This window comes from Prochlorococcus marinus CUG1415 (genome assembly GCF_017696015.1).
GTDB classification, from domain to species: Bacteria; Cyanobacteriota; Cyanobacteriia; order PCC-6307; family Cyanobiaceae; genus Prochlorococcus_A; species Prochlorococcus_A marinus_AE.
Genome location: NZ_JAAORL010000002.1, coordinates 543706 through 565209, shown reverse-complemented (window position 1 = coordinate 565209; position 21504 = coordinate 543706). Strand labels below are relative to the sequence as shown.

The 21504-nt window shown below is 34.0% G+C and carries 24 protein-coding genes, 1 tRNA gene, 1 other RNA gene and 1 riboswitch; of the genes, 18 read left to right on the top strand and 8 right to left on the bottom strand.

What is annotated here, in order from left to right; all coding sequences use genetic code 11:
* Positions 1-22 precede the first annotated feature (22 nt).
* Both ahcY and HA143_RS09230 read left to right on the top strand, forming a co-directional pair.
* Complete coding sequence (gene ahcY / locus HA143_RS09235; protein ID WP_209086398.1) at positions 23-1441, top strand: adenosylhomocysteinase; 1419 nt, start codon at positions 23-25, stop codon at positions 1439-1441.
* A 2-nt stretch (positions 1442-1443) separates the two neighbouring features.
* Complete coding sequence (locus HA143_RS09230) at positions 1444-2103, top strand: DedA family protein (RefSeq protein WP_209086397.1); 660 nt, start codon at positions 1444-1446, stop codon at positions 2101-2103.
* Here the strand turns inward: HA143_RS09230 and HA143_RS09225 are convergent.
* Positions 2100-2471: a single-stranded DNA-binding protein gene (locus HA143_RS09225; protein ID WP_209086395.1), complete on the bottom strand. Its 372-nt coding sequence runs from the start codon at positions 2469-2471 to the stop codon at positions 2100-2102. The genes HA143_RS09230 and HA143_RS09225 overlap by 4 nt on opposite strands.
* Before the next feature lie 147 nt (positions 2472-2618).
* On the opposite strand from HA143_RS09225, the gene HA143_RS09220 reads away from it, so the two are divergent.
* From HA143_RS09220 to HA143_RS09195, 6 genes are all read left to right on the top strand, one after another.
* Entirely contained in the window at positions 2619-3671 is a 1053-nt protein-coding gene (locus tag HA143_RS09220) for a rod shape-determining protein (RefSeq protein ID WP_348534782.1), read from the top strand.
* A 4-nt stretch (positions 3672-3675) separates the two neighbouring features.
* Positions 3676-4425 (top strand): rod shape-determining protein MreC, encoded by a 750-nt coding sequence (gene mreC / locus HA143_RS09215; protein WP_209086393.1) that lies wholly within the window; start codon positions 3676-3678, stop codon positions 4423-4425.
* A complete protein-coding gene (locus tag HA143_RS09210; RefSeq protein WP_209086391.1) occupies positions 4425-4964 on the top strand; it encodes a hypothetical protein in 540 nt (179 codons plus the stop codon). The genes mreC and HA143_RS09210 overlap by 1 nt, the downstream gene beginning before the upstream one ends.
* Positions 4965-5124: 160 nt before the next feature.
* Positions 5125-5871, top strand: a complete 747-nt coding sequence (gene rpaB / locus HA143_RS09205) for a response regulator transcription factor RpaB (RefSeq protein ID WP_209086389.1) — start codon at positions 5125-5127, stop codon at positions 5869-5871.
* Between the two features lie 50 nt (positions 5872-5921).
* On the top strand, positions 5922-7460 hold the full coding sequence (gene lysS / locus HA143_RS09200; RefSeq protein ID WP_209086387.1) for a lysine--tRNA ligase: 1539 nt from the start codon (positions 5922-5924) through the stop codon (positions 7458-7460).
* Positions 7461-7490: 30 nt separating this feature from the next.
* Complete coding sequence (locus tag HA143_RS09195; protein WP_011377252.1) at positions 7491-7739, top strand: hypothetical protein; 249 nt, start codon at positions 7491-7493, stop codon at positions 7737-7739.
* A gap of 25 nt (positions 7740-7764) precedes the next feature.
* Here HA143_RS09195 and smpB read toward each other — a convergent pair whose 3' ends face one another.
* On the bottom strand, positions 7765-8259 hold the full coding sequence (gene smpB, locus HA143_RS09190) for an SsrA-binding protein SmpB (protein ID WP_209086385.1): 495 nt from the start codon (positions 8257-8259) through the stop codon (positions 7765-7767).
* 53 nt (positions 8260-8312) lie between these two features.
* Here smpB and ruvB point away from each other — a divergent pair, with 53 nt between their 5' ends.
* From ruvB to thiC, 5 genes are all read left to right on the top strand, one after another.
* A complete protein-coding gene (gene ruvB / locus HA143_RS09185; RefSeq protein WP_209086383.1) occupies positions 8313-9371 on the top strand; it encodes a Holliday junction branch migration DNA helicase RuvB in 1059 nt (352 codons plus the stop codon).
* On the top strand, positions 9358-10146 hold the full coding sequence (locus HA143_RS09180; protein WP_209086380.1) for a tetratricopeptide repeat protein: 789 nt from the start codon (positions 9358-9360) through the stop codon (positions 10144-10146). The genes ruvB and HA143_RS09180 overlap by 14 nt, the downstream gene beginning before the upstream one ends.
* Before the next feature lie 3 nt (positions 10147-10149).
* A complete protein-coding gene (locus HA143_RS09175) occupies positions 10150-11334 on the top strand; it encodes an amidohydrolase (RefSeq protein ID WP_209086378.1) in 1185 nt (394 codons plus the stop codon).
* Positions 11331-11534 (top strand): DUF3188 domain-containing protein, encoded by a 204-nt coding sequence (locus HA143_RS09170; protein ID WP_209086376.1) that lies wholly within the window; start codon positions 11331-11333, stop codon positions 11532-11534. The genes HA143_RS09175 and HA143_RS09170 overlap by 4 nt, the downstream gene beginning before the upstream one ends.
* A 74-nt stretch (positions 11535-11608) precedes the next feature.
* Positions 11609-11707, top strand: a riboswitch (TPP riboswitch).
* A 34-nt stretch (positions 11708-11741) separates the two neighbouring features.
* Entirely contained in the window at positions 11742-13112 is a 1371-nt protein-coding gene (gene thiC, locus HA143_RS09165; RefSeq protein WP_209086374.1) for a phosphomethylpyrimidine synthase ThiC, read from the top strand.
* Between the two features lie 20 nt (positions 13113-13132).
* On the opposite strand, the gene tkt is transcribed toward thiC, so the two are convergent.
* Genes tkt through acpP form a run of 3 tightly spaced genes read right to left on the bottom strand, consistent with a single transcriptional unit; the run spans position 13133 to position 16673 of the window.
* On the bottom strand, positions 13133-15139 hold the full coding sequence (tkt, locus tag HA143_RS09160; protein WP_209086372.1) for a transketolase: 2007 nt from the start codon (positions 15137-15139) through the stop codon (positions 13133-13135).
* A 43-nt stretch (positions 15140-15182) separates the two neighbouring features.
* The gene (gene fabF, locus HA143_RS09155) at positions 15183-16427 is read right to left on the bottom strand and encodes a beta-ketoacyl-ACP synthase II (RefSeq protein WP_209086370.1); all 1245 of its coding nucleotides are present in this window, start codon (positions 16425-16427) and stop codon (positions 15183-15185) included.
* 6 nt (positions 16428-16433) lie between these two features.
* On the bottom strand, positions 16434-16673 hold the full coding sequence (acpP, locus tag HA143_RS09150) for an acyl carrier protein (protein WP_209086368.1): 240 nt from the start codon (positions 16671-16673) through the stop codon (positions 16434-16436).
* Between the two features lie 133 nt (positions 16674-16806).
* On the opposite strand from acpP, the gene psaC reads away from it, so the two are divergent.
* Positions 16807-17052 (top strand): photosystem I iron-sulfur center protein PsaC, encoded by a 246-nt coding sequence (psaC, locus tag HA143_RS09145; protein WP_007099573.1) that lies wholly within the window; start codon positions 16807-16809, stop codon positions 17050-17052.
* Positions 17053-17132: 80 nt separating this feature from the next.
* A complete protein-coding gene (glmS, locus tag HA143_RS09140; protein WP_209086365.1) occupies positions 17133-19028 on the top strand; it encodes a glutamine--fructose-6-phosphate transaminase (isomerizing) in 1896 nt (631 codons plus the stop codon).
* Between the two features lie 26 nt (positions 19029-19054).
* Here the strand turns inward: glmS and rimM are convergent, their stop codons facing one another.
* On the bottom strand, positions 19055-19594 hold the full coding sequence (gene rimM, locus HA143_RS09135) for a ribosome maturation factor RimM (RefSeq protein ID WP_209086363.1): 540 nt from the start codon (positions 19592-19594) through the stop codon (positions 19055-19057).
* A 24-nt stretch (positions 19595-19618) separates the two neighbouring features.
* On the opposite strand from rimM, the gene HA143_RS09130 reads away from it, so the two are divergent.
* A complete protein-coding gene (locus tag HA143_RS09130; protein WP_209086361.1) occupies positions 19619-19804 on the top strand; it encodes an NAD(P)H dehydrogenase subunit NdhS in 186 nt (61 codons plus the stop codon).
* A 3-nt stretch (positions 19805-19807) separates the two neighbouring features.
* Here HA143_RS09130 and HA143_RS09125 read toward each other — a convergent pair whose 3' ends face one another.
* Both HA143_RS09125 and rnpB read right to left on the bottom strand, forming a co-directional pair.
* Complete coding sequence (locus HA143_RS09125) at positions 19808-20557, bottom strand: ribonuclease III family protein (protein WP_209086359.1); 750 nt, start codon at positions 20555-20557, stop codon at positions 19808-19810.
* 21 nt (positions 20558-20578) lie between these two features.
* Positions 20579-20958: RNase P RNA component class A (gene rnpB, locus HA143_RS09120), an RNA gene on the bottom strand.
* A 38-nt stretch (positions 20959-20996) separates the two neighbouring features.
* On the opposite strand from rnpB, the gene HA143_RS09115 reads away from it, so the two are divergent.
* Positions 20997-21070 (top strand) — tRNA-Arg (locus HA143_RS09115).
* 78 nt (positions 21071-21148) lie between these two features.
* Complete coding sequence (locus tag HA143_RS09110) at positions 21149-21481, top strand: hypothetical protein (RefSeq protein WP_209086357.1); 333 nt, start codon at positions 21149-21151, stop codon at positions 21479-21481.
* The last annotated feature ends 23 nt before the right edge of the window (positions 21482-21504 follow it).

The following is a 21504-nucleotide window of genomic DNA, read 5'->3' as shown; positions in this document are numbered from 1 at the left end:
AGAGATAAAGTATTCATTAGATATGGTTATTGCTAATTCTAGTAAAACATCGGCTCCAAATTTTGTAGTGTCTGATATTTCATTATCAGATTTTGGGCGTAAAGAAATTAAAATCGCCGAAACTGAAATGCCAGGATTAATGGCACTTAGAGCAAATTATCAATCTGAAAAGCCACTGAAAGGTGCAAAAATAGCTGGAAGTCTTCACATGACAATTCAGACAGCAGTATTAATAGAAACTCTTGTTGATCTTGGTGCAAAAGTTAGGTGGGCTTCATGTAATATTTTTTCAACCCAAGATCATGCGGCAGCCGCTATTGCAGACCAAGGAATTTCAGTATATGCAAAAAAAGGTGAGACTCTTGATGAATACTGGCAGTATACCCACTATATTCTTGACTGGGGTTCAGATCTTCCAAATATGATTCTTGATGATGGAGGGGATGCAACTGGTCTGTTGATACTTGGTAGTAAGGCAGAAAAAGATTTTTCTGTTTTAGATAATCCTAGTAATGAAGAAGAAGTTGCTTTATTCAATTCTATTAAGTCTAAGTTGCAAACTGATAGTAGCTTCTACTCTAGAATTAAGAATAATATTATTGGTGTTACTGAAGAAACTACTACTGGAGTTGCAAGACTTTATCAACTGCAGAAACAAAATGCTTTACCTTTCCCTGCCATAAACGTTAATGATTCAGTAACTAAAAGCAAATTTGATAATTTATATGGCTGCCGAGAATCTTTAGTTGATAGCATTAAACGTGCAACTGATGTAATGATTGCAGGGAAGGTTGCTTTAGTAATGGGTTTTGGTGATGTAGGTAAAGGTTCAGCACAGTCATTAAGAGGACTTGGAGCAATTGTAAAAGTTGCTGAAGTGGATCCAATTTGTGCCCTGCAAGCGGCAATGGAAGGTTATAGCGTGGTTAGGTTAGACGATGTTGTTGAAGACATAGATATATTTGTTACAGCTACTGGTAACTATCAGGTAATAACCCACGATAATCTTGTCAAGATGAAGGATGAGGCTATAGTTTGCAATATTGGACATTTCGATAATGAAATTGATGTAGCTTCCTTGAAAAATTATCAATGGGAAAATATTAAGCCTCAGGTTGATCACATAACTTTACCGAGTGGAAACAAAATTATTCTTTTAGCAGAAGGTAGACTAGTCAACTTAGGTTGTGCTACTGGACATCCAAGTTTTGTTATGAGTAATTCTTTTACTAATCAAGTTTTAGCTCAAATTGAACTTTTTAATAAGTCAGAGCAATATGAGAAAGAAGTTTATGTTTTACCAAAACATTTAGATGAAATGGTAGCAAGATTACATTTAGATAAAATTGGTGCAAAATTAACAAAACTCACTAAAGAACAAGCTGATTACATTAATGTTGCTATTGAAGGACCTTATAAACCAGAACTGTATAGATATTAAATTTGAATTTAATTTTTGTAAATTTTCTTACTTCAATTCCTGACTACATAAGTTTGGCTGTTGAAAATAATTCAACAATTGCGTACCTTACTATATGTTTGGCTATGTTTTTAGAAAATATAATACCTCCAATTCCTTCGGAAATAATAATGCCATTGGGCGGTTTTTTCGTTTATCAACAAAAATTAAATTTTTTTATTTTAGTTTTTTGGGGTTTACTTGGAACGATTTTAGGATCTTTACCTTGGTATTATTTAGGTAGATTAGTAAACGAAAAAAGACTTTCAAATTTTCTAGATACAAAAGGAAAATATTTAGGAATTTCTTCGAATGACTTAATTAAAAGTAAAAATTGGTTTGAGAGATACGGTGTTTCTTTAGTTTTTTGGGGGCGATTAGTGCCAGGAATACGAACTTTAATTTCTGTTCCTGCTGGCATAGAACTTATGCCATTAAGAAAATTTTTGATTTGGACTACATTAGGAAGTTTAATATGGGTTGCATTACTTACTTATGCAGGTTATGTATTTGGTGAAAATTATCCAATAATTGAAACTTATTTAGATCAAATCAAATATATTGTGAAGCCAATTTTAATTGTAATTTTTTTATATTTTATTATCAAACTACTTATTAGATTTTTTAAAAAAAATAGAGCCTAAAAAGGAATTTCGCTTGAGTTACTGTTGTTAGAATATTGGTTATTTTCAGACTCTTTTCGTGAGCTTAGTAAGTTTAATCTATCTACTCTAACAACTGGTTTGTATCTATCTTCACCAGTATTTTTATCTTTCCAACTATCAATTTTAAAGCTTCCTGTAATTCCAACTAAAGATCCTTTTTTAACATAATCTGCTGCTATTTGTGCTTGTTTACCCCATATTTCTAAATTAAACCAGTCTGGCTCTTCATCTCTACTTCTTCTGTTCACTGCCAAAGTGAAATTCGCTACAATACTGCCAGATTCAAAATATCTCACATCTGGTTCTCTACCGGCTCTACCAACTAAGTTAATAGTGTTAATTTCCATAATTTTTTTATATTACTAATATTTTTTTTATACTACTCATATTTTTAGTTTTTGCTCATAGTATTGCGTGCTATTCATAACTAAATGAGAGAATTGTTAGAGCTCAACAAAAAATAGATATATTATTTATAAAAAAGATTTCTTATCGTGATTTTCAACAGATTTAAATTTTCTAGAGACATTGGTATAGATTTGGGAACGGCCAATACTCTGATACATGTATCAGGGAAGGGGGTTGTTTTACAAGAGCCTTCGGTGGTAGCTATGGATTTAGAAGAAGGTGTCCCATTGGCAGTTGGTCAAGAAGCTAAATTAATGCTTGGGAGAACGCCTGGCAATATAAGAGCTGTAAGACCACTAAGAGATGGGGTTATCGCAGATTTTGACGCGGCAGAGCAAATGATAAAAACATTTATTCAAAAATGTAACGAAGGTAAAGGTATATTAGCTCCAAGAATAGTTATTGGGATTCCAAGTGGAGTTACCAGTGTTGAGAGACGTGCAGTCAGAGAAGCTGGATTGGCTGGAGCTAGAGAAGTTCATTTAATTGATGAACCTGTGGCAGCAGCTATAGGAGCATCATTACCAGTAACTGAGCCAATTGGAACTATGATTGTTGATATTGGTGGGGGTACTACTGAGGTTGCTGTATTAAGTTTGGGCGGAACTGTATTAAGTGAATCTGTTCGAATAGCTGGTGATGAAATCAATGAAGCTATTGCAATGTATCTTAAAAAAGTTCACAATTTAGTTGTTGGAGAGAGAACTGCAGAAGATATTAAGATCAAAATTGGCTCTGCATTTCCAGATGATGAGTTTGATAAAACTTCTATCGAGGTAAGAGGTTTACATCTTTTATCTGGTCTACCAAGGTCAGTTACTTTGACATCAGGAGAAATTAGAGAAGCCATGGCTGATCCACTTAGTAAAATAGTTGAAGCTGTAAAAAGAACTTTAGAACGAACCCCCCCAGAACTTGCGGCAGACATTGTTGATAGGGGCATTATGCTTGCAGGAGGAGGAGCTTTAGTAAGAGGTATTAACGATTTGGTGAGTGATGAAACGGGAATTTTCACGCACATAGCAGAAAATCCACTGTTGTGTGTAGTTAATGGGTGTGGAGAGGTTTTAGATGATTTTAAACAACTTAAAAGAGTTGTTGATACTCCAGACTATATAAGGAACGCGATTAGAGATTAATATTATGTTTAATATCCGACGAATTTCTACTAGTCGTTGGTGGCATAAAAAGAAAAATTGGATATTGTTTGGAATTTTTTTATTTTTGGTTTTTGTAAGGATATCAAAAGGTTCTCTTTATAAGGATTTTTATTATTTTATTTCAAAGCCTTTTTGGCCTGGTCAATTTCAAAAGGAAGTTATTCTTGAGAGTATAGAACAAGAATCTTTAATTAAATTAAATCTTTTGAAAAAGGATAATACAAGATTGCGGGAAATTTTATATCTTCAAGAATCGTCTAATAATGATACTATTTCAGCTGCAGTTATTTCAAGAAAAACAGGTAGTTGGTGGAGACAAATAATATTAAATAAAGGTTCAAAAGATGGAGTGGTGATTGGGAGTACTGTTATTGGCCCAGGGGGATTATTAGGGAGAGTAAACAATACATCTTTATTGACTTCGTCGGTCATATTATTAACTTCTCCAGAAAGTAAAGTAGGTGTATGGGTAGATAGAAGTCAAGTGAACGGACTTTTGGTTGGTTTAGGAGATGATTATCCTAGCTTAATAATTTATTCAAAAGATGCTGATATAAAAGTTGGAGATTTTGTGTCATCTTCACCTGCTAGTACTTTATTACCTCCAAATATCCCTGTTGGTATTGTCCAATCTATAGATAAGCCATTTAGAGCAAAAAAAACGGCAAAAATATTACTTTTGGCAAAACCTCATGTAATAGATTGGGTGCAAATTTTACAAGTAAAAATTTAATGAAAAAATTCTTCAAAAAAAAATTATCTATAATTTTATTTATTTTTATCCCAATTATTTTTTTATGGCATCCAAATTGGCTTGGATTTTTAGGTATTCAGCCATATTGGCCTTTATTTTGGTTATTGCCTTGGTCAATGATTAATGGATCAATTAATGGATTAATATTTGGGTTGTTTTTAGGTTTAATTTTAGATTCTGTAACTCTGGATAGTGATTTTACTCAAATACCTGGTTTAATTTTGTGTGGAGTTTGGTTTGGGAGAATTAAAATACATGGTGATACTTTGGTGGGACATTTTAGGTATGGTTTAATTTGTTGTTTTGGAAGTTTTATATGTGGGACTTTGTATTTTTTACAGATTTTGTATAAAAATTTTTCAGATGTTGCTTTTTTAATGTTTATCCCTAGTGTTCAAAATATCTTGGCTGAAGTTTTTCTTACAGGTTTTTTTGCTCCCTTAATTTGCTCTCATCTTTTGAGAGTCTTTCAATCTTCTAGGGAGAAAAGTGTCATGATAAATTTCGCAAAGAAGTGAAAAGTGGTTGAAAAATTGTACATTCTTATAATTATTTAAAATTTTTGTAAATCTAAAGAATATCTCTTTGAGGGTTCTTAATGTTATATTTTTAATTGTTAGAATTAAAACTAAATGCAATAGATCTTTGCTTTGAAAGATCTAGAAATCTTATTTAACTATGTCAAAAGCAAGAATTTTAGTTGTTGATGATGAACCAGCAGTTTTGAAGGTATTAGTTACAAGACTTCAACTCGCAGGATATCAAGTTTATTCGGCCACTAATGGTGAAGAAGCTCTTGAATCTTTTCACCGAGATTCCCCTGACTTGATAGTTCTTGATGTTATGCTCCCAAAAATGGATGGATTTGCTGTTTGTAGAAGAATTAGGGCTGAATCAGTGGTGCCAATAATATTTTTAACCGCACTAGAGGCGATTTCAGAGAGAGTTGCAGGCTTGGATTTAGGAGCTGATGATTATTTATCAAAACCATTCAGCCCAAAAGAGTTAGAAGCTAGGATAGCCACTATTTTGAGAAGAATGGGTCCTACCGTATCGGTTACCGAAACGAAAGAGGCTCCATCAGGTAAAGGAGTGATGAAATTTGGAAGTTTGGTTGTTGATACTAATAGAAGACAAGTTTCTAGAGCAGGAGAAAGAATTAGTCTGACTTATACTGAATTCAGCCTTTTAGAATTATTATTTGACGAGCCTGGTAAAGTTGTTCCAAGAGCTGAAATTTTGGAAAAGTTATGGGGTTATCCTCCTAGGAGAGCTGCAGATTTAAGAGTGGTAGATGTATATGTCGCGAGACTAAGAGGTAAATTAGAACCAGATCCTAGAAATCCAGAATTAATATTAACTGTTCGAGGAATTGGTTATGCATCTCAGAGAGTTGGCGAAACAGCAACATCTTTGGCAAGTTAAGCCTTGGTCTGATACTTTTATTAAATAAAACAAATATATTAAGGTAAATTTTGTCTGAAATAAGAGAAGCCCGTCTACAAAAAGCTAATTTACTAGTCAGTAAAGGATTTGCTTCTTACGCAGAGAGTTTTAAAGTTTCCCATACTACAAAATTTCTTATTCAAAAATTTGATTATTTAGAAAATGGTCAAGAGGAAGATTTTAATGTCGCTATTGCGGGTAGAGTTATGGCAAAAAGGGTAATGGGAAAAATTGCCTTTTTCACAATCAGTGATCAAGAAGGACAGATTCAGCTTTATTTAGATAAAAGGATTATTAATTCCAATTTAGAAAACCAAAAATTACTTTCTTTTGAAGATATTAAGGAAATAGTAGATATTGGTGATTGGATAGGCGTTTTCGGAACTATTAAAAAAACTAACAAAGGTGAGCTTTCAATTAAAGTAGAAAAATGGGAAATGTTATCTAAATCATTACAGCCTTTACCTGATAAATGGCATGGATTGACTGATATTGAAAAAAGATATAGGCAACGTTATCTAGATTTAATAGTGAATCCTTACTCTAAAAATGTATTTAAAACACGAGCAAAATGTATAAGTTTTATAAGACAATGGCTAGATAATAGAAATTTTTTAGAGATAGAAACTCCAATTCTACAATCTGAAGCTGGTGGTGCAGAAGCAAGACCATTTATTACTCATCACAATACATTAGATATTCCGCTTTATCTAAGAATAGCTACAGAATTACATTTAAAAAGAATGGTTGTTGGAGGATTTGAGAAAGTTTATGAATTGGGAAGAATCTTCCGTAATGAGGGGATAAGTACAAAGCATAATCCAGAATTTACTTCAGTTGAAATTTATCAAGCTTTTTCTAACTATGTCGATATGATGGATTTAACAGAACAACTGATTAAAGATATTGTCGCTGATGCATGTGGCTCTTTAGTTATAAATTATCAAAATAATGAAATTGATTTTTCTAAGCCTTGGGCAAGAATATCTATGAAAGATATAGTCAAAAAATATACAGGGCTTGATTTTGATTGTTTCCATGAAGATTTTCAAGCAGCAAAAAAAGCTGTTGAAAGTATAAATGTTGAATTATCTAATAAAGTGAATTCTATTGGAAGACTTTTAAATGAGGTCTTTGAGCAAAAAGTTGAGTCAGAACTGATAGAACCTACTTTTGTTATCGATTATCCTGTTGAAATTTCTCCTTTAGCTAGACCTCATCTTAATAAAAAAGAAATGGTTCAGAGATTTGAATTATTCATTGTTGGTCGAGAGTTAGCCAATGCGTTTAGTGAGTTGATAGATCCGGTAGATCAAAGAGAAAGAATGCAATTACAGCAATCTCTTAGAGATCAAGGAGATTATGAGGCTCACTGTATAGATGAAGATTTCTTGAATGCATTAGAGATTGGTATGCCTCCTACTGGAGGATTAGGCATAGGTATTGATAGACTTATTATGTTAATTACTAATAGTCCATCAATTAGAGATGTCATCCCTTTCCCATTGTTAAAACCAGAAAAAACTTCTAATAAAAATGAAAAATTACCCTTGAATGAAGTAAAATAGATTAATTAATCCAATACGAAATTTTTTGCAATGAGTGGTGAACGTGTTGGTTTCCGTTTCAAACACGCGGATGCAGTAGTAAAAAGAAATCCTCAAGGCCGATCAAGAAGAGGATGGGTTATTGAACCAGTAGAGCAAACTACAAGTAGGGGTACAAAAATGCCTGCTTATAAAATTCGCTGGAGAGATAGTGAAAGACCTGAAACCGTCCTACAGCATATGTTAATTGCAGATCCAGATCCTTCCCCTCCTCCAAGTTCAGTAAGTTTAGATTCATAGTTTCAATAAATTTGGATATTTTTTTTTATCTTTTTAGTGCAGAGTTAATTTCTTTTTTTATACTTTTTTGTTTCTCATCTTGGCGTTTGTCATGTAATTTTTTCCCTTTACCGACTCCAATAGTTATTTTAATCCATGAACCTTTTAAATATAGAGATAATGGAATAATAGTCATTCCTTTTTTTTCAGTATTGGATTTCAGCTTTATTATTTCTTTTTTATGTAGTAGCAACTTTCTATTTCTTAATGGATCATGATTAAAAAAAGCCCCTACATTTTTGTGTGGTGAAATGTGAACATTTAACAATAAAATCTCACCATCTCTAAATGAACAGTACCCATCTCTTAAATTTGCTTTTCCGTTTCTAATTGATTTTACTTCAGTACCTAAAAGTTCAATTCCTGCTTCGATTGTTTCAGATATTGTATATTGAAATTTTGCATATCTATTCTCAGCTAGACGTTTAAAATTATTTTCTTTATTAGTATTTTTTTTAACTTTGGTTGAATTTTTTGCCATTTTTAGTTGTAAAAAATCTTTCTACTCAGAACAATTGGAATTAACCTTTGATTATGGCAATAATTTCTTCCAATATAGGCGATAATGACCCTTCTCCTCGTAAAAAAGAGCTAAGGCTAGTTGATTCAAAAATCATTCCAGAAGAAAAGAAAAATAATAATCTGAACTTAGCACGGCCTCTTACTTTTCAAGAATTTATTGGCCAAGAACAACTTAAATCTTCTTTAAGAATAGCTATAGATGCTTCAATTTTCCGAAAAGAACCTTTGGAGCATACTCTTTTATATGGACAGCCTGGTTTAGGTAAGACTACCCTTGCTTTTTTGATAGCCAACGAAATGAATACAAAATGCAGGATAGCTACTGCACCCTCAATTGAAAGACCTAGAGATATTGTAGGGTTACTACTTGGATTAAAAGAAGGTGAAGTTTTGTTTATCGATGAGATACATCGCTTAAATAGGTTAACTGAAGAGTTGTTATATTCTGCAATGGAAGATTTTAGACTCGACTTAACTATGGGAGCTAATAGAGGAACACGTTGTAGAACAATTAATCTTCCTAGGTTTACTCTGGTTGGGGCCACAACTAAATTAGCCTCAATTAGTGCACCTCTAAGAGATAGATTTGGTATATCTGAGAAAATTGAATTTTATACGTATGATGAATTAAAACAAATAATTGTTAATTTCTCCAGATTAATAAACCTCAATTTAGATGATGAAGCATCTTATGATTTAGCAAAGATTTCTCGAGGGACTCCAAGAATTGCTTTAAGATTATTAAGACGAGTTAGAGATTATGCTCAAGTTATTGAAAAAACTAATGTGATCTCCGTGAATTTAATAAAAAAAGCTTTAAATTCTTACCAAATAGATGAAAAAGGATTGGATTCTTTAGATAGACAATATTTGTCTTTTTTAAATCAAAATAATAATATTCCAACTGGCCTCGATTCAATCGCAGCTGGATTGGGCGATGATTCTTCAATGTTAGAATTTGTAGTTGAGCCATACCTAATCCAAATTGGTTTCCTCACGAGAACTCCTCGAGGAAGATTGCTTACTGCGGTAGGGAAAAAGTACATTGATTCAAAAAATGATAACTTTTAAAAAAGTTAAGGTTTGTTGTTTATTAATTTTTGTTTTTATCAATATTTTTTATATTGCACCATGCTATTCATTATCTTTGAGAGAAGATTTGTTTCAAAATGCATTAGATTTAAGTTCAGGCGGAAAATTTAATCTCGCGTTACAGGAATGGAATCGCTATTTGGAATTGTATCCTGATGATGCTGCGGGTTTGAGTAATAGAGGAAATGTAAGACTTGTTGTAGGAGATGTAAAGGGATCAATAGATGACCAAAATAAGTCAATAAGTTTGAATTCTAGTGAAATAGATCCTTACATTAACAGGGGGATAGCAGAGGAAGCATTGGGTCTATGGTCGGAAGCGAAAAAAGATTATATGTTCGTTATTTCAAAAGATAGTAAAAATTTCTCTGCACTATATAATTTGGCGAATGTAGAAGGTTCTTCATCACAATGGGAAAAAGCAAGAGATTTATTTTCAAAAGCTGCTTTATATAATCCTGGATTTGCTATGGCTAGATCAAGTATGGCGTTAGCAGATTTCCAGTTGGGGAACATTGATGAATCTGAACAAGAATTAAAAAAATTAATTAGACGTTATCCAACTTTTGCAGATGCTAGGGCAGCTTTAACAGCTTTAAATTGGTCAAAGGGTGAATTTGGTAAAGCAGAGAGTAATTGGATATCAGTAACTGAATTAGATCCGAGGTATAGTGATGAGCAATGGTTAATAAAAGTAAGAAGATGGCCTCCAAAACCAACTAAAGATTTAATGAGTTTTATAAATTTACAATAAGTAATGAATAGAGATCAGTTTTTAAAAAAAATTGATTCGTTTAATGATGAATTAATTAATTTAAGAAGACATATCCATGCACATCCAGAATTAAGTGGGCTGGAAAATCAAACAGCTATTTTGATAAGTGGTTATTTAAAAAATATTGGTTGGAATGTTACTGAATCTATAGGTAGGACTGGAGTTATAGCTGATTTCGGCCCGTTAGATAAAGGCATTATAGGCTTAAGAGTGGATATGGATGCGTTACCAATATTTGAGGAAACTAAATTAAGTTTTGCTTCAAAAGTAGATGGTGTTATGCATGCATGTGGTCATGATTTACATATATCGATTGGGTTGGGTGTAGCAAAAATTGTTAAGGATTTAAACCTTAATTTTGGCACGCGGATAATTTTTCAGCCCGCTGAAGAAATTGCTAGTGGAGCTAGATGGATGATTAAAGATGGTGCAACTAATGGTTTAACTCATATTTTAGGTCTTCATGTCTACCCCGATTTATCTGTAGGGACTATTGGGATTAAAGAGGGAAGTTTAACTGCTGCTGCTGGAGAACTAAAGGTAGAGATTAAAGGGAAATCAGGCCATGGTGCTCGCCCTCATGAAGGGGTTGATGCTATATGGGTGGCCTCTAAAGTTATCTCGGGAGTTCAAGAATTAATAACAAGGAAGTTAGATCCTTTGGATCCTGTAGTAATAACTTTTGGTAAAATTAATGGTGGCAATGCATTCAATGTACTTGCTGAAAAGGTCAATTTAATTGGTACTGTTAGATGCACTAATCTTCAATTATTTAAGAATATTGGTAATTGGCTTGATGATAATATCTCTTCTTTAGTTACTAGTTTCGGAGCTGATGCAAAAGTAATATTTAGAGAAATTACACCTCCAGTTAATAATAATTCTGAAATTAATAGAGTTCTCAGAGATTCAGGAATTAAGGTTTTGGGTCAAGAAAATGTTATTGAATTACAAAAACCATCATTAGGTGCGGAGGATTTTGCCGAGTTCTTGCATGAGATCCCTGGAGCTATGTTTAGATTAGGTGTGTCTGATTCAAATGGATGCGCTCCATTACACAGTTCCAGATTTGATCCAGATGAAAGAGCGATTGCTGTTGGTATTAAAGTAATAACAGAATCCATAGTAAAATTAAACAATCAAATACTTAATAAAGTAGATAAATGAAAATTAATAAAGGATTGATTTTATCTTTTGTAGCTCCTTTCATGATCCTTATATCTGCTATTGGTTTAATATTAAGGGATAATACAAAGAAGATTTTTTATGTGCCTATTGGCTTAATGGGGATCTCAATTATTTTGGAGAAAGATGTAAGGAGAAAATTGGATAGGAAGAATATTTTAAAAAAAATTAAGTCTTATTAAACAGTTAAATAAAAATACTTTATTTATTTTTAAGCAATATGTGATGACTATTTTTTAGAAAAGAGCTATTAATAAATAAATACTAGGGGTGCTAAGAAATTTAACTTAGCTGAGATCATACCCTTTGAACCTGAATCATTAATACTGATGCAGGGAAGTGGAAATTTGATCAAACTTTAGTAATAACACTTTTAAAAACTACAAGTTATGAGAAGTTCTTGGATTAAGCCTCGTCTTGGAAAAGATAATGTAACTCAGATGAATTTTGCGAGGAACGGATATGTCACTGAAGAAATGGAATTTGTTGCTAAAAAAGAAAATCTTCCTGCTTCATTAATAATGGAAGAAGTGGCAAGAGGAAGATTAATCATTCCAGCTAATATTAATCATTTGAATCTTGAGCCAATGTCAATAGGTATTGCTTCTAGATGTAAAGTTAATGCAAATATTGGTGCTTCACCTAATGCAAGTGATATCAATGAAGAAGTAGAGAAGCTTAAGCTAGCCGTTAAATATGGCGCTGATACGGTTATGGATCTTTCTACCGGAGGAGTAAATTTAGATGAAGTAAGGCAAGCCATTATTAACGAATCTCCCGTTCCAATAGGCACAGTTCCCGTTTATCAAGCTTTAGAAAGTGTGCATGGCTCAATAGATAGACTTACAGAAGACGATTTTCTTCATATAATTGAAAAACATTGCCAACAGGGCGTTGATTATCAAACTATTCATGCAGGATTACTAATAGAGCATTTGCCAAAAGTCAAAGGGAGAATTACTGGAATTGTAAGTAGAGGGGGAGGAATTTTAGCACAATGGATGTTACACCATTTTAAGCAAAATCCTCTCTATTCAAGGTTTGATGATATTTGTGAGATTTTTAAGAAATATGATTGTACATTTTCTCTAGGAGATTCACTTAGACCTGGATGTTTGCATGATGCTTCTGATGATGCTCAGTTAGCAGAATTAAAGACCTTAGGAGAGCTTACTCGAAGAGCATGGGAACATAATGTTCAAGTGATGGTTGAGGGTCCTGGGCATGTACCTATGGATCAAATTGAGTTTAATGTGAGAAAGCAAATGGAGGAATGTTCAGAAGCCCCCTTTTATGTACTTGGCCCATTGGTGACAGATATATCTCCTGGTTATGACCATATATCAAGTGCTATTGGAGCCGCGATGGCTGGTTGGTATGGGACTTCTATGTTATGTTATGTAACTCCAAAAGAACATCTAGGTCTACCTAATGCAGAAGATGTACGAGAAGGATTAATTGCTTATAAGATAGCTGCTCATGCTGCTGATATAGCTAGACATCGATCTGGAGCTCGTGATAGAGATGATGAACTTAGTCATGCAAGGTATAACTTTGATTGGAATAAACAATTTGAACTTTCATTAGATCCAGAAAGAGCAAAGCAATACCATGATGAAACATTACCTGAAGAAATTTTTAAAAAGGCTGAATTTTGTTCAATGTGTGGACCTAAGCATTGTCCTATGAATTCAAAAATTTCTGATGAATCTCTTGATCAACTAAAAGATAAACTTAAAGAATGTAATTCTTCAGTATAGTTATAAATTTTATGAATACTTTATAGAATTTCCTTTGTCTTATTAACTACATTTTCTACTGTAAATCCAAAATTTTTCATACATTCTCCGCCTGGAGCTGATGCTCCAAACCGATCCATAGTAATACAAATCCCATCAAAACCAGTATATTTATGCCAACCAAATGAATGGGCAGCTTCTACTACAACTCTCTTAGTCACAGTACTCGGTAAAACACTTTCTTTGTAAGATTCTTCCTGTTCTTCGAATAGTTCTACGCAAGGCATTGAGACAACTCTAATTTTTTTACCTAAGTTTGAAATTTCCTTACTTGCTTCAATGCAAAGATTTAGTTCGCTTCCAGTGCCAATAAATATTAAATCGGGCGTTCCTTCGCAATCAGAAACTACATACCCTCCAAAGGCAACTTTCTCGATAGAAGTATTTTCTTGATTTGGCATGCCTTGTCTACTTAGACAAAGGGCAGAAGGTCTTTTTCTATTTTGAATAGCAAGCTTATAAGCTCCACTCGTCTCATTTCCATCTCCTGGTCTGAAAACCAGCATGTTGGGCATGGCACGAAGAGAAGGGATAGTTTCAATCGGTTGATGTGTTGGGCCGTCTTCGCCTACACCAATTGAATCATGGGTTAATACATATATCACTCCTAATTCGCTGAGTGCTGAAAGCCTCATTGAACCTCTCATATAATCGGCGAAAACAAGGAATGTTCCCCCATAAGGAATCAGACCACTATTGTGATACGCAATACCATTAAGTATGGCTGCCATTGCATGCTCTCGAACACCAAAATGTAAATATCTTTTTTCAGGGCTATGAGGCTGGAATGATCCAGTTTCTCCCTTAATATCTGTGTAGTTAGAGTGAGTTAAATCTGCAGATCCCCCAATTAATTCAGGCAGGTTAGGACCAAGAGCACCTAAACATATTTGTGAATGCTTTCTAGTTGCTAAACCTTTATCATCCGTTGTATAAGAGGGGAGATCTGAATCCCAATTATCAGGTAATTGCCCTTTTAGCATTCTGCTTAACTCGGATCCTTCAGAGGGATATTTTTTCTGATATTCTTCAAATCTAGAATTCCATTCTTTCTCTAGGTTTTCGCCTTTGTTTATTGATTTTCTAAAATGGGCATATACTTCATTTGGTATTTCAAATGGAGGATAGTCCCAACTTAGAAACTCTCTGGTTAATGCAGCTTCTTCTTCTCCAACAGCTGCTCCATGAATTCCAGCAGTGTCTGATTTGTTAGGCGAACCATAGCCTATGGTCGTAGAAATTTTAATAATTGAGGGTTTGTCTGTAATTAATTTTGCTTTTTCGATAGCTTCAGTTATTCCTGTAACATCATGATTACCATCTTCAACATGTTGTACGTGCCATCCATAAGCTTCGTATCTTTTTAAAACATCTTCAGTGAAAGAAACATCGGTTCTTCCATCAATTGTAATTTGATTATCATCATAGAGTGCAATTAATTTTCCAAGCTTAAGATGACCAGCCAATGAGCAAGCTTCTGAAGCGATACCTTCTTGATTACAGCCGTCACCCATTATCACGTAAGTATAGTGATCAACGATATTGCAATCAGGTTTATTGAATTTAGCAGCTAAGTGAGTTTCAGCTATTGCTAAACCAACTGCATTAGAAATTCCGGCTCCGAGTGGACCAGCAGTAACTTCAACTCCTTCAGTTTCGAATGTTTCTGGATGTCCAGGAGTTTTGGATCCCCATTGTCTAAATTCTTTAATATCTTCTATAGAAACTGATTTGTATCCAGTCAAATGAAGCAAAGAATATAACAGCATACAGCCATGACCAGCTGATAATACAAAACGGTCCCTATTAAACCATTTTGGATTATTTGGGTTGTGATTTAGTATGTTTTGCCATAATGCATAACCCATAGGAGCACACCCCATGGGCAATCCAGGATGTCCACTATTAGATTTATTTACTGCATCTACAGCAAGCATTCTTATACTATTTACACAAAGTGATTCTAATGAAACAGATGCAGCGACCATTGTTTTAAAATAAGTTAAGTTGGAAATAAAGAATTGGTTGTCTTCAATTCATTTTGCTGAAAGCAAGGCAAACATTGTGACCACCAAAGCCGAAAGAATTAGAAAGAGCAACTCCTATTTGAGCTTCTCTTGCATTATTTGGTACATAATCAAGATCACATTCAGGATCTGGATTGACGTAGTTAATTGTAGGAGGGATAAAATTATGTGTCAAAGAAAGTATACAAGCTACGGCTTCTATACCCCCTGAGCCTCCTAGGAGATGACCAGTCATCGACTTAGTAGAGCTTACAGGAATGAGGTAAGATCTGTCTCTAAATATAGATTTAATTGCAGAAGTTTCATTTTTGTCATTAGCTGATGTACTCGTCCCATGAGCATTGATGTAATCAACTTTATCAAGGCTAAGAGAAGCGTCTTCAATTGCTAGTTTGATAGCTTCAGCACCTCCAACACCGCCTGGAGATGGAGCAGTAATGTGATGAGCATCACATGTTGTTCCATATCCAATTATTTCTGCATAAATTCTTGCATTTCTTTTTTGTGCATTTTCTAAAGTTTCTAAAACAAGAATTCCAGATCCCTCTCCAATAACAAATCCATCTCTTTCTGCATCAAAAGGTCTGCTAGCAGTTTGAGGACTTTCATTTCTGAAAGAAAGAGCTTTGGCACTGGCAAAACCAGCTACTCCAAGAGGCGTAATACTTGCTTCTGCTCCTCCACAAATCATTGCATCTGCCTTTCCAAGTTGGAGTAATCTAAAAGAATCACCAATTGCATTTGAACCAGCAGCGCAGGCGGTTGAAACAGAGGAACTTGGTCCTTTTGCACCCAAAGCAATGGCAGCCAATCCGGTTGCCATGTTTGGAATCATCATTGGGACTGTAAATGGACTTACTCTTTTAGGTCCTTTATGACTGAGAATTTGAGCTTGACTTTCCATAGTTAGTAAGCCTCCAACACCAGAGCCAATAATCACCCCAATTCTTGATGAATTAGCTTCAGTAATCTCAAGTCCAGAATCATTAAAGGCTTGCTTTGCGGCAATAACTCCAAACTGGGAAAAACGATCCCACCTTTTGGATTCTTTAGCTTCAATAAAATTTTCAGATTGAAGATTTTTAACTTCTGCTGCAAATTTGCAAGGATGATGTTCAGGATCAAAGAGAGTAATACCTGAGACCCCATTAATCCCATTTTGAAGACTGAGTAAATATTCATCAATGTTGTTACCAATAGGAGTAACTGCTCCGATACCAGTAATAACTACTCGATGGAAATTTGACATCCTTGATTAACCTTTTTTTTCTTCGATGAATTTAACTGCATCGCCAACTGTTGCTATTCCTTCAGCTGCTTCATCAGGAATTTCAATATCAAATTCTTCCTCTAGAGCCATCACTAATTCAACGGTATCTAAAGAATCTGCACCCAAATCATTTTGGAAATTTGAATCTGATTTAACTTCTCCTGCTTCAACGCTTAATTGCTCTGAAACAATAGAACAGACTTTTTCGAGGATTTCTTGTGACATAGTTTATGGAATTTACTAATTATCTATAAGATTTTATGCCCTAGAGTTAACAAGAGTGAAGCATATCTTAATTTTTTTAATTTCTTTGTAAGACAATAGTATTATATAACGAGGTTCAATAGACAATTTTTACATGTCACACGCAGTTAAAATTTACGACACTTGCATTGGATGCACCCAATGCGTAAGGGCTTGCCCACTTGATGTTTTGGAAATGGTTCCATGGGATGGCTGCAAAGCTGGCCAAATTGCCTCATCACCTAGAACCGAAGATTGTGTAGGTTGTAAAAGATGTGAAACGGCTTGTCCAACTGACTTCTTAAGTATTCGTGTTTATTTAGGAGATGAAACTTCAAGGAGCATGGGATTAGCATATTAACTTTATAGTGCAGTTTTAAGAGAGTCCATGTTTTAAAAAATACTTATTTTTTTTCAATATAATTGAAAAAAAATTAACGTATGTGTGGAATAGTTGCTGTAACTGGTTATAAAAAAGCTTTACCATTATTGATGAATGGTTTAGAAAAGCTTGAATATAGAGGTTATGATTCAGCAGGTATTGCAATAATTAATCCTGAAACAAACTCTATTACTTGTAACAAAGCAAAGGGAAAGCTCAAGAATTTAATTAGTAACCTTAATAATAAGATTATTCCTGGAACCGTGGGCATAGGTCATACCAGATGGGCAACTCACGGAAAACCTGAAGTTAAAAATGCCCATCCTCATATCGATAGTTCAGGAAACATAGCAGTTGTTCAAAATGGGATTATTGAAAATTTCCAAGAATTAAAAAATAAATTAGAGAAAGATGGTATTATTTTTAATTCTGATACAGATACCGAGGTAATTCCCCATCTAATTCAAAGAGAATTAAAGACTCTAAGCAAACTTAATCTTGAGAATAATGGTTCAACCTTATTAGTAGCTGTGAGAAATGTAATATCTGATTTAGAAGGAACTTATGCTTTGGCAGTTTTATGGGCTGGTGCACCAACCTCTCTTGTTGTTGCCAGAAGACAAGCACCTTTGATTATTGGTTTGGGTGAAGGAGAATTTATTTGTGCGAGTGATACGCCAGCGATTGCAAATTTTACAAATATTATTCTGCCAATGGAGGATGAGGAAATCGCTTTATTAACACCTCTTGGAATAGAAATATATGACTCAAACAACGAGAGACAATATCGAAATCCTGTTTCTTTAAAGGTTTCAGAGCAAATAATGGATAAGATGAATTTCAAACATTACATGTTAAAAGAGATATATGATCAACCAAGTACTGCAAAAAACTGGTTGGATAATTATTTAGTTAAAAACTTAGAAAACGGCCAATTTAAAATCAAGTATCCTTTTGATACAAAGTTTCTTGAATCAATTGAGAGAATTGAGATTATTGCTTGTGGTACGAGTAAACATGCTGCAATGGTGGGTAGCTTTTTATTAGAACAATTTTCAGGGATTCCAACCAATGTCTTTTACGCAAGCGAATTTCGATATTCACCACCTCCACTACTGCCAAATACTTTAACTATTGGAGTTACTCAATCTGGAGAAACTGCTGACACAATTGCAGCAATAGATATGGAGATTAAAAGAAGGTCTTCAATTGAAGATGAAAAATTTAAACCAAATCTTCTTGCAATTACCAATAGAAAAGAGAGCTCTATAGGAAGGCAGATTTCAAATATAATTGATATCTGCGCAGGTATAGAAGTGGGAGTCGCAGCAACGAAAACTTTTTTTGCACAATTACTTTCGTTTTATGGATTAGCTATAAAATTTGCGCAAATTAAAGGTAGTCAAAGTTCAGATGAAATAGGTAAATTAATCACAGAACTTATACAATTGCCTCCATTACTAGAAGATCTCTTAGAGAAACATAATAAATCTTCAGAAAAGCTAGCACATGACTTTTTTAATATTAAAGATGTTATTTTTTTAGGAAGAGGTATAAATTATCCTATTGCTCTCGAAGGAGCGTTAAAACTGAAAGAAATTAGTTATATTCATGCCGCTGGATATCCAGCGGGAGAAATGAAACATGGTCCAATAGCGTTGTTAGATAAAAAAGTACCTGTAATTTCTATTGCCTCCCCTGGTGAAGTTTTTGATAAAGTGATCAGCAATGCTCAAGAAGCAAAAGCGAGAGATTCCTATTTGATAGGGATTGCTCCTGAATGTAATGGTACTGAAATCTTTGATTATTTAATGAAAATTCCTTCCTCCAATGAATGGATTTCACCTTTACTCAACATAGTTCCTCTACAATTATTGAGTTACCATATTGCGGCTCATAGAGGACTTGATGTGGATCAACCAAGAAATTTAGCTAAAAGTGTAACTGTAGAATAAAAGGTTTCATATGATTTCTTTTCAATTTATAGTTCTAATAGTCCCTTTGGAGGATTTACGATAAGGAAATTATTTTTTATATCTACTAATGGTACGATTTCTTTAACAAATGGTATTAGAACTTTCTTTTGATTTTTAAATAGTTTAATAACAAGTAAATTATTTTTCTCATTTTCTAAATTAATAACTTGCCCAATTATTTTTAATTCATCATTTTCGAAAGTTTTGACTTGCAAATTTATAAGTTCCAACAAGTGGAATTCTTCTTTTTTTAATTGAGGAAGTTTATTGGTTTTTACGAGAATTTTATGTTTTTTAAGTTGCTCGGCACTATTTCTACTATTTATTCCTTGGAATTTAACGATAAAGGTTTCTTTACCAGGCTGCCTGAAACCAGAGGTAAGTTCTATTTTTGTAGGAGGTTGATTTTCTTTTTGCAACCATCTTATTCCCGGTTCTAAAAATCTCTCTTCAAAATCACTTAGAGATTTAACCTTTACTTGCCCATTGATTCCATGACATGATGTTATCAATCCAACAATCAACCATTCATTTTCATTTAACATATATTCTAATAAATAGAGTGTTCTATGGAATTATCGATGAAACCCATACTCCCTGGTTCTTTTGTTGTTGTAAAAGATAATAAATCTATTTATAGAGGATATAAAGGGTTTGTGCAGAGAGTTACAAACAAAAGAGCAGCTGTTCTGTTTGAAGGAGGTAATTGGGATAAACTCATAACTTTTAAGCTAACTAATTTAGAAATAGTATAAAAATTAGATTTTTCCTATAGTTCTAAGTTTTTCTATCAAAACTCTTGCTGCATTTGTTTCTGCTTGTTTATGGGATTTGCCAAATGCAGTTGATTCTTTTAATCCTTCGATAAATATATCGCAAGAAAATCTTTTTGGGTCCCCATTCTTTTGAGAGATTTCAATTATTTTATAGATTGGCAAATCAAAACCTTTACTTTGACACCACTCTTGTAATACTGTCTTAGATTTAAATTTATACGGGGCTTTTAAAAATGTTTCTGAATCTTCCTCCCAAATATCATCTAGCCATAGATTTACTTCCTGCATTGAATTAAAGCACTTATAAAGGGCACCTATTAAAGCTTCTGTAGCTTCCCCAATAATAGTATTTTTTGAATTTTCATCACCAAGAGCTTTAGGCCCCTTAATGATTAATTTTTCTATCCCAATTTCTTTTCCTAATTTAATCAACCATTCATCACTTACAATTTGCGCTCTTAGCTCTGATCTTTCTCCTACACTCATTTGAGGATATTTTTTTTCAATAAATATTGAAGCAGCTAATCTGAGTACTGCATCCCCAAAGAATTCTAATTTTTCGTAATTTATTATTTTGTCATCAGAGGAATGTATTAATGCTTGATTAAAATCTTGAATCACTGAAATATTGTGTGTGCTAATTATTTCAGAAAATCTTTTTGATCTAATTTTTAGTGTCTGTAAAAAAGTAATTATTTGATTAATTCTCTTTGCGTTAATTGTATTTATCATATGATTTAAATAATCACAACAATTAGAAAGCAGGTCATAAGCCGGGTTCTGTTCATCTTAGATAAGATGGGCAATCATCTATCTAGGGCTGGAATTACTTCACAGTCTCAAGCGGCGCTTAAAAGTAGATTGTGTAATGGTCATAAATCTACTAAGCCTTGCTCCCAGCTGGGGTTTACCTAGCCAACACTTCTCAATGTTGCTGGTGCGCTCTTACCGCACCCTTGCACCCTTGCCATACATATAGTATTAGGCGGTATGTTTCTGTGGCACTATCCTCACGGTTACCCGCACTGGGAATTACCCAGCAAGCCTGACCATGTGGGAGCCCGGACTTTCCTCAAAAAAGGTTTATTTTGGAAACAAAATAAACCTTTTTTGCGATTGCCTCTCCTGCTTTCATTTAGCATAGTGGTTATTAAGCTAAAAATCATCTATTGGGGCTGTAGCTCAGCAGGATAGAGCAACGGTTTCCTAAACCGTAGGTCGTGGGTTCGAATCCCGCCAGTCCCGTTAAAGTAATAAACTATATGTAGTATGTGTGCAAACTTGCTACTCTCTAGCTAGTGTGTAATTAGTAATAAATCTTTTATGGCTAAGTTGCATGACATGCGCTTAAAGCTTTTAATTCAACAAGAGCATGAACGCATTTCTAAATCCAAACCTAATGATTTAGATCTTTCAATAGTTCAAGCAAGATGCTTATGCTGGCTAGCTTTATTGGCAGAAGCGCATGAAGATCAGGCAAATGATGCTGAAAAAAGAGGAGATGCTGAACAAGCAATGGGATGGTTTGCTGATTCTATGAGATTAAGAGATGTCATTAACTTGGTTACTAGTATCGAGATACCTTTGCCTGACAGTCCAGATTCACTTGATGAAAATGACGAATTATTGGATGGTCCTACAATTATGCCCAAATAGTGAGATGATATAAAAAGAGTTAC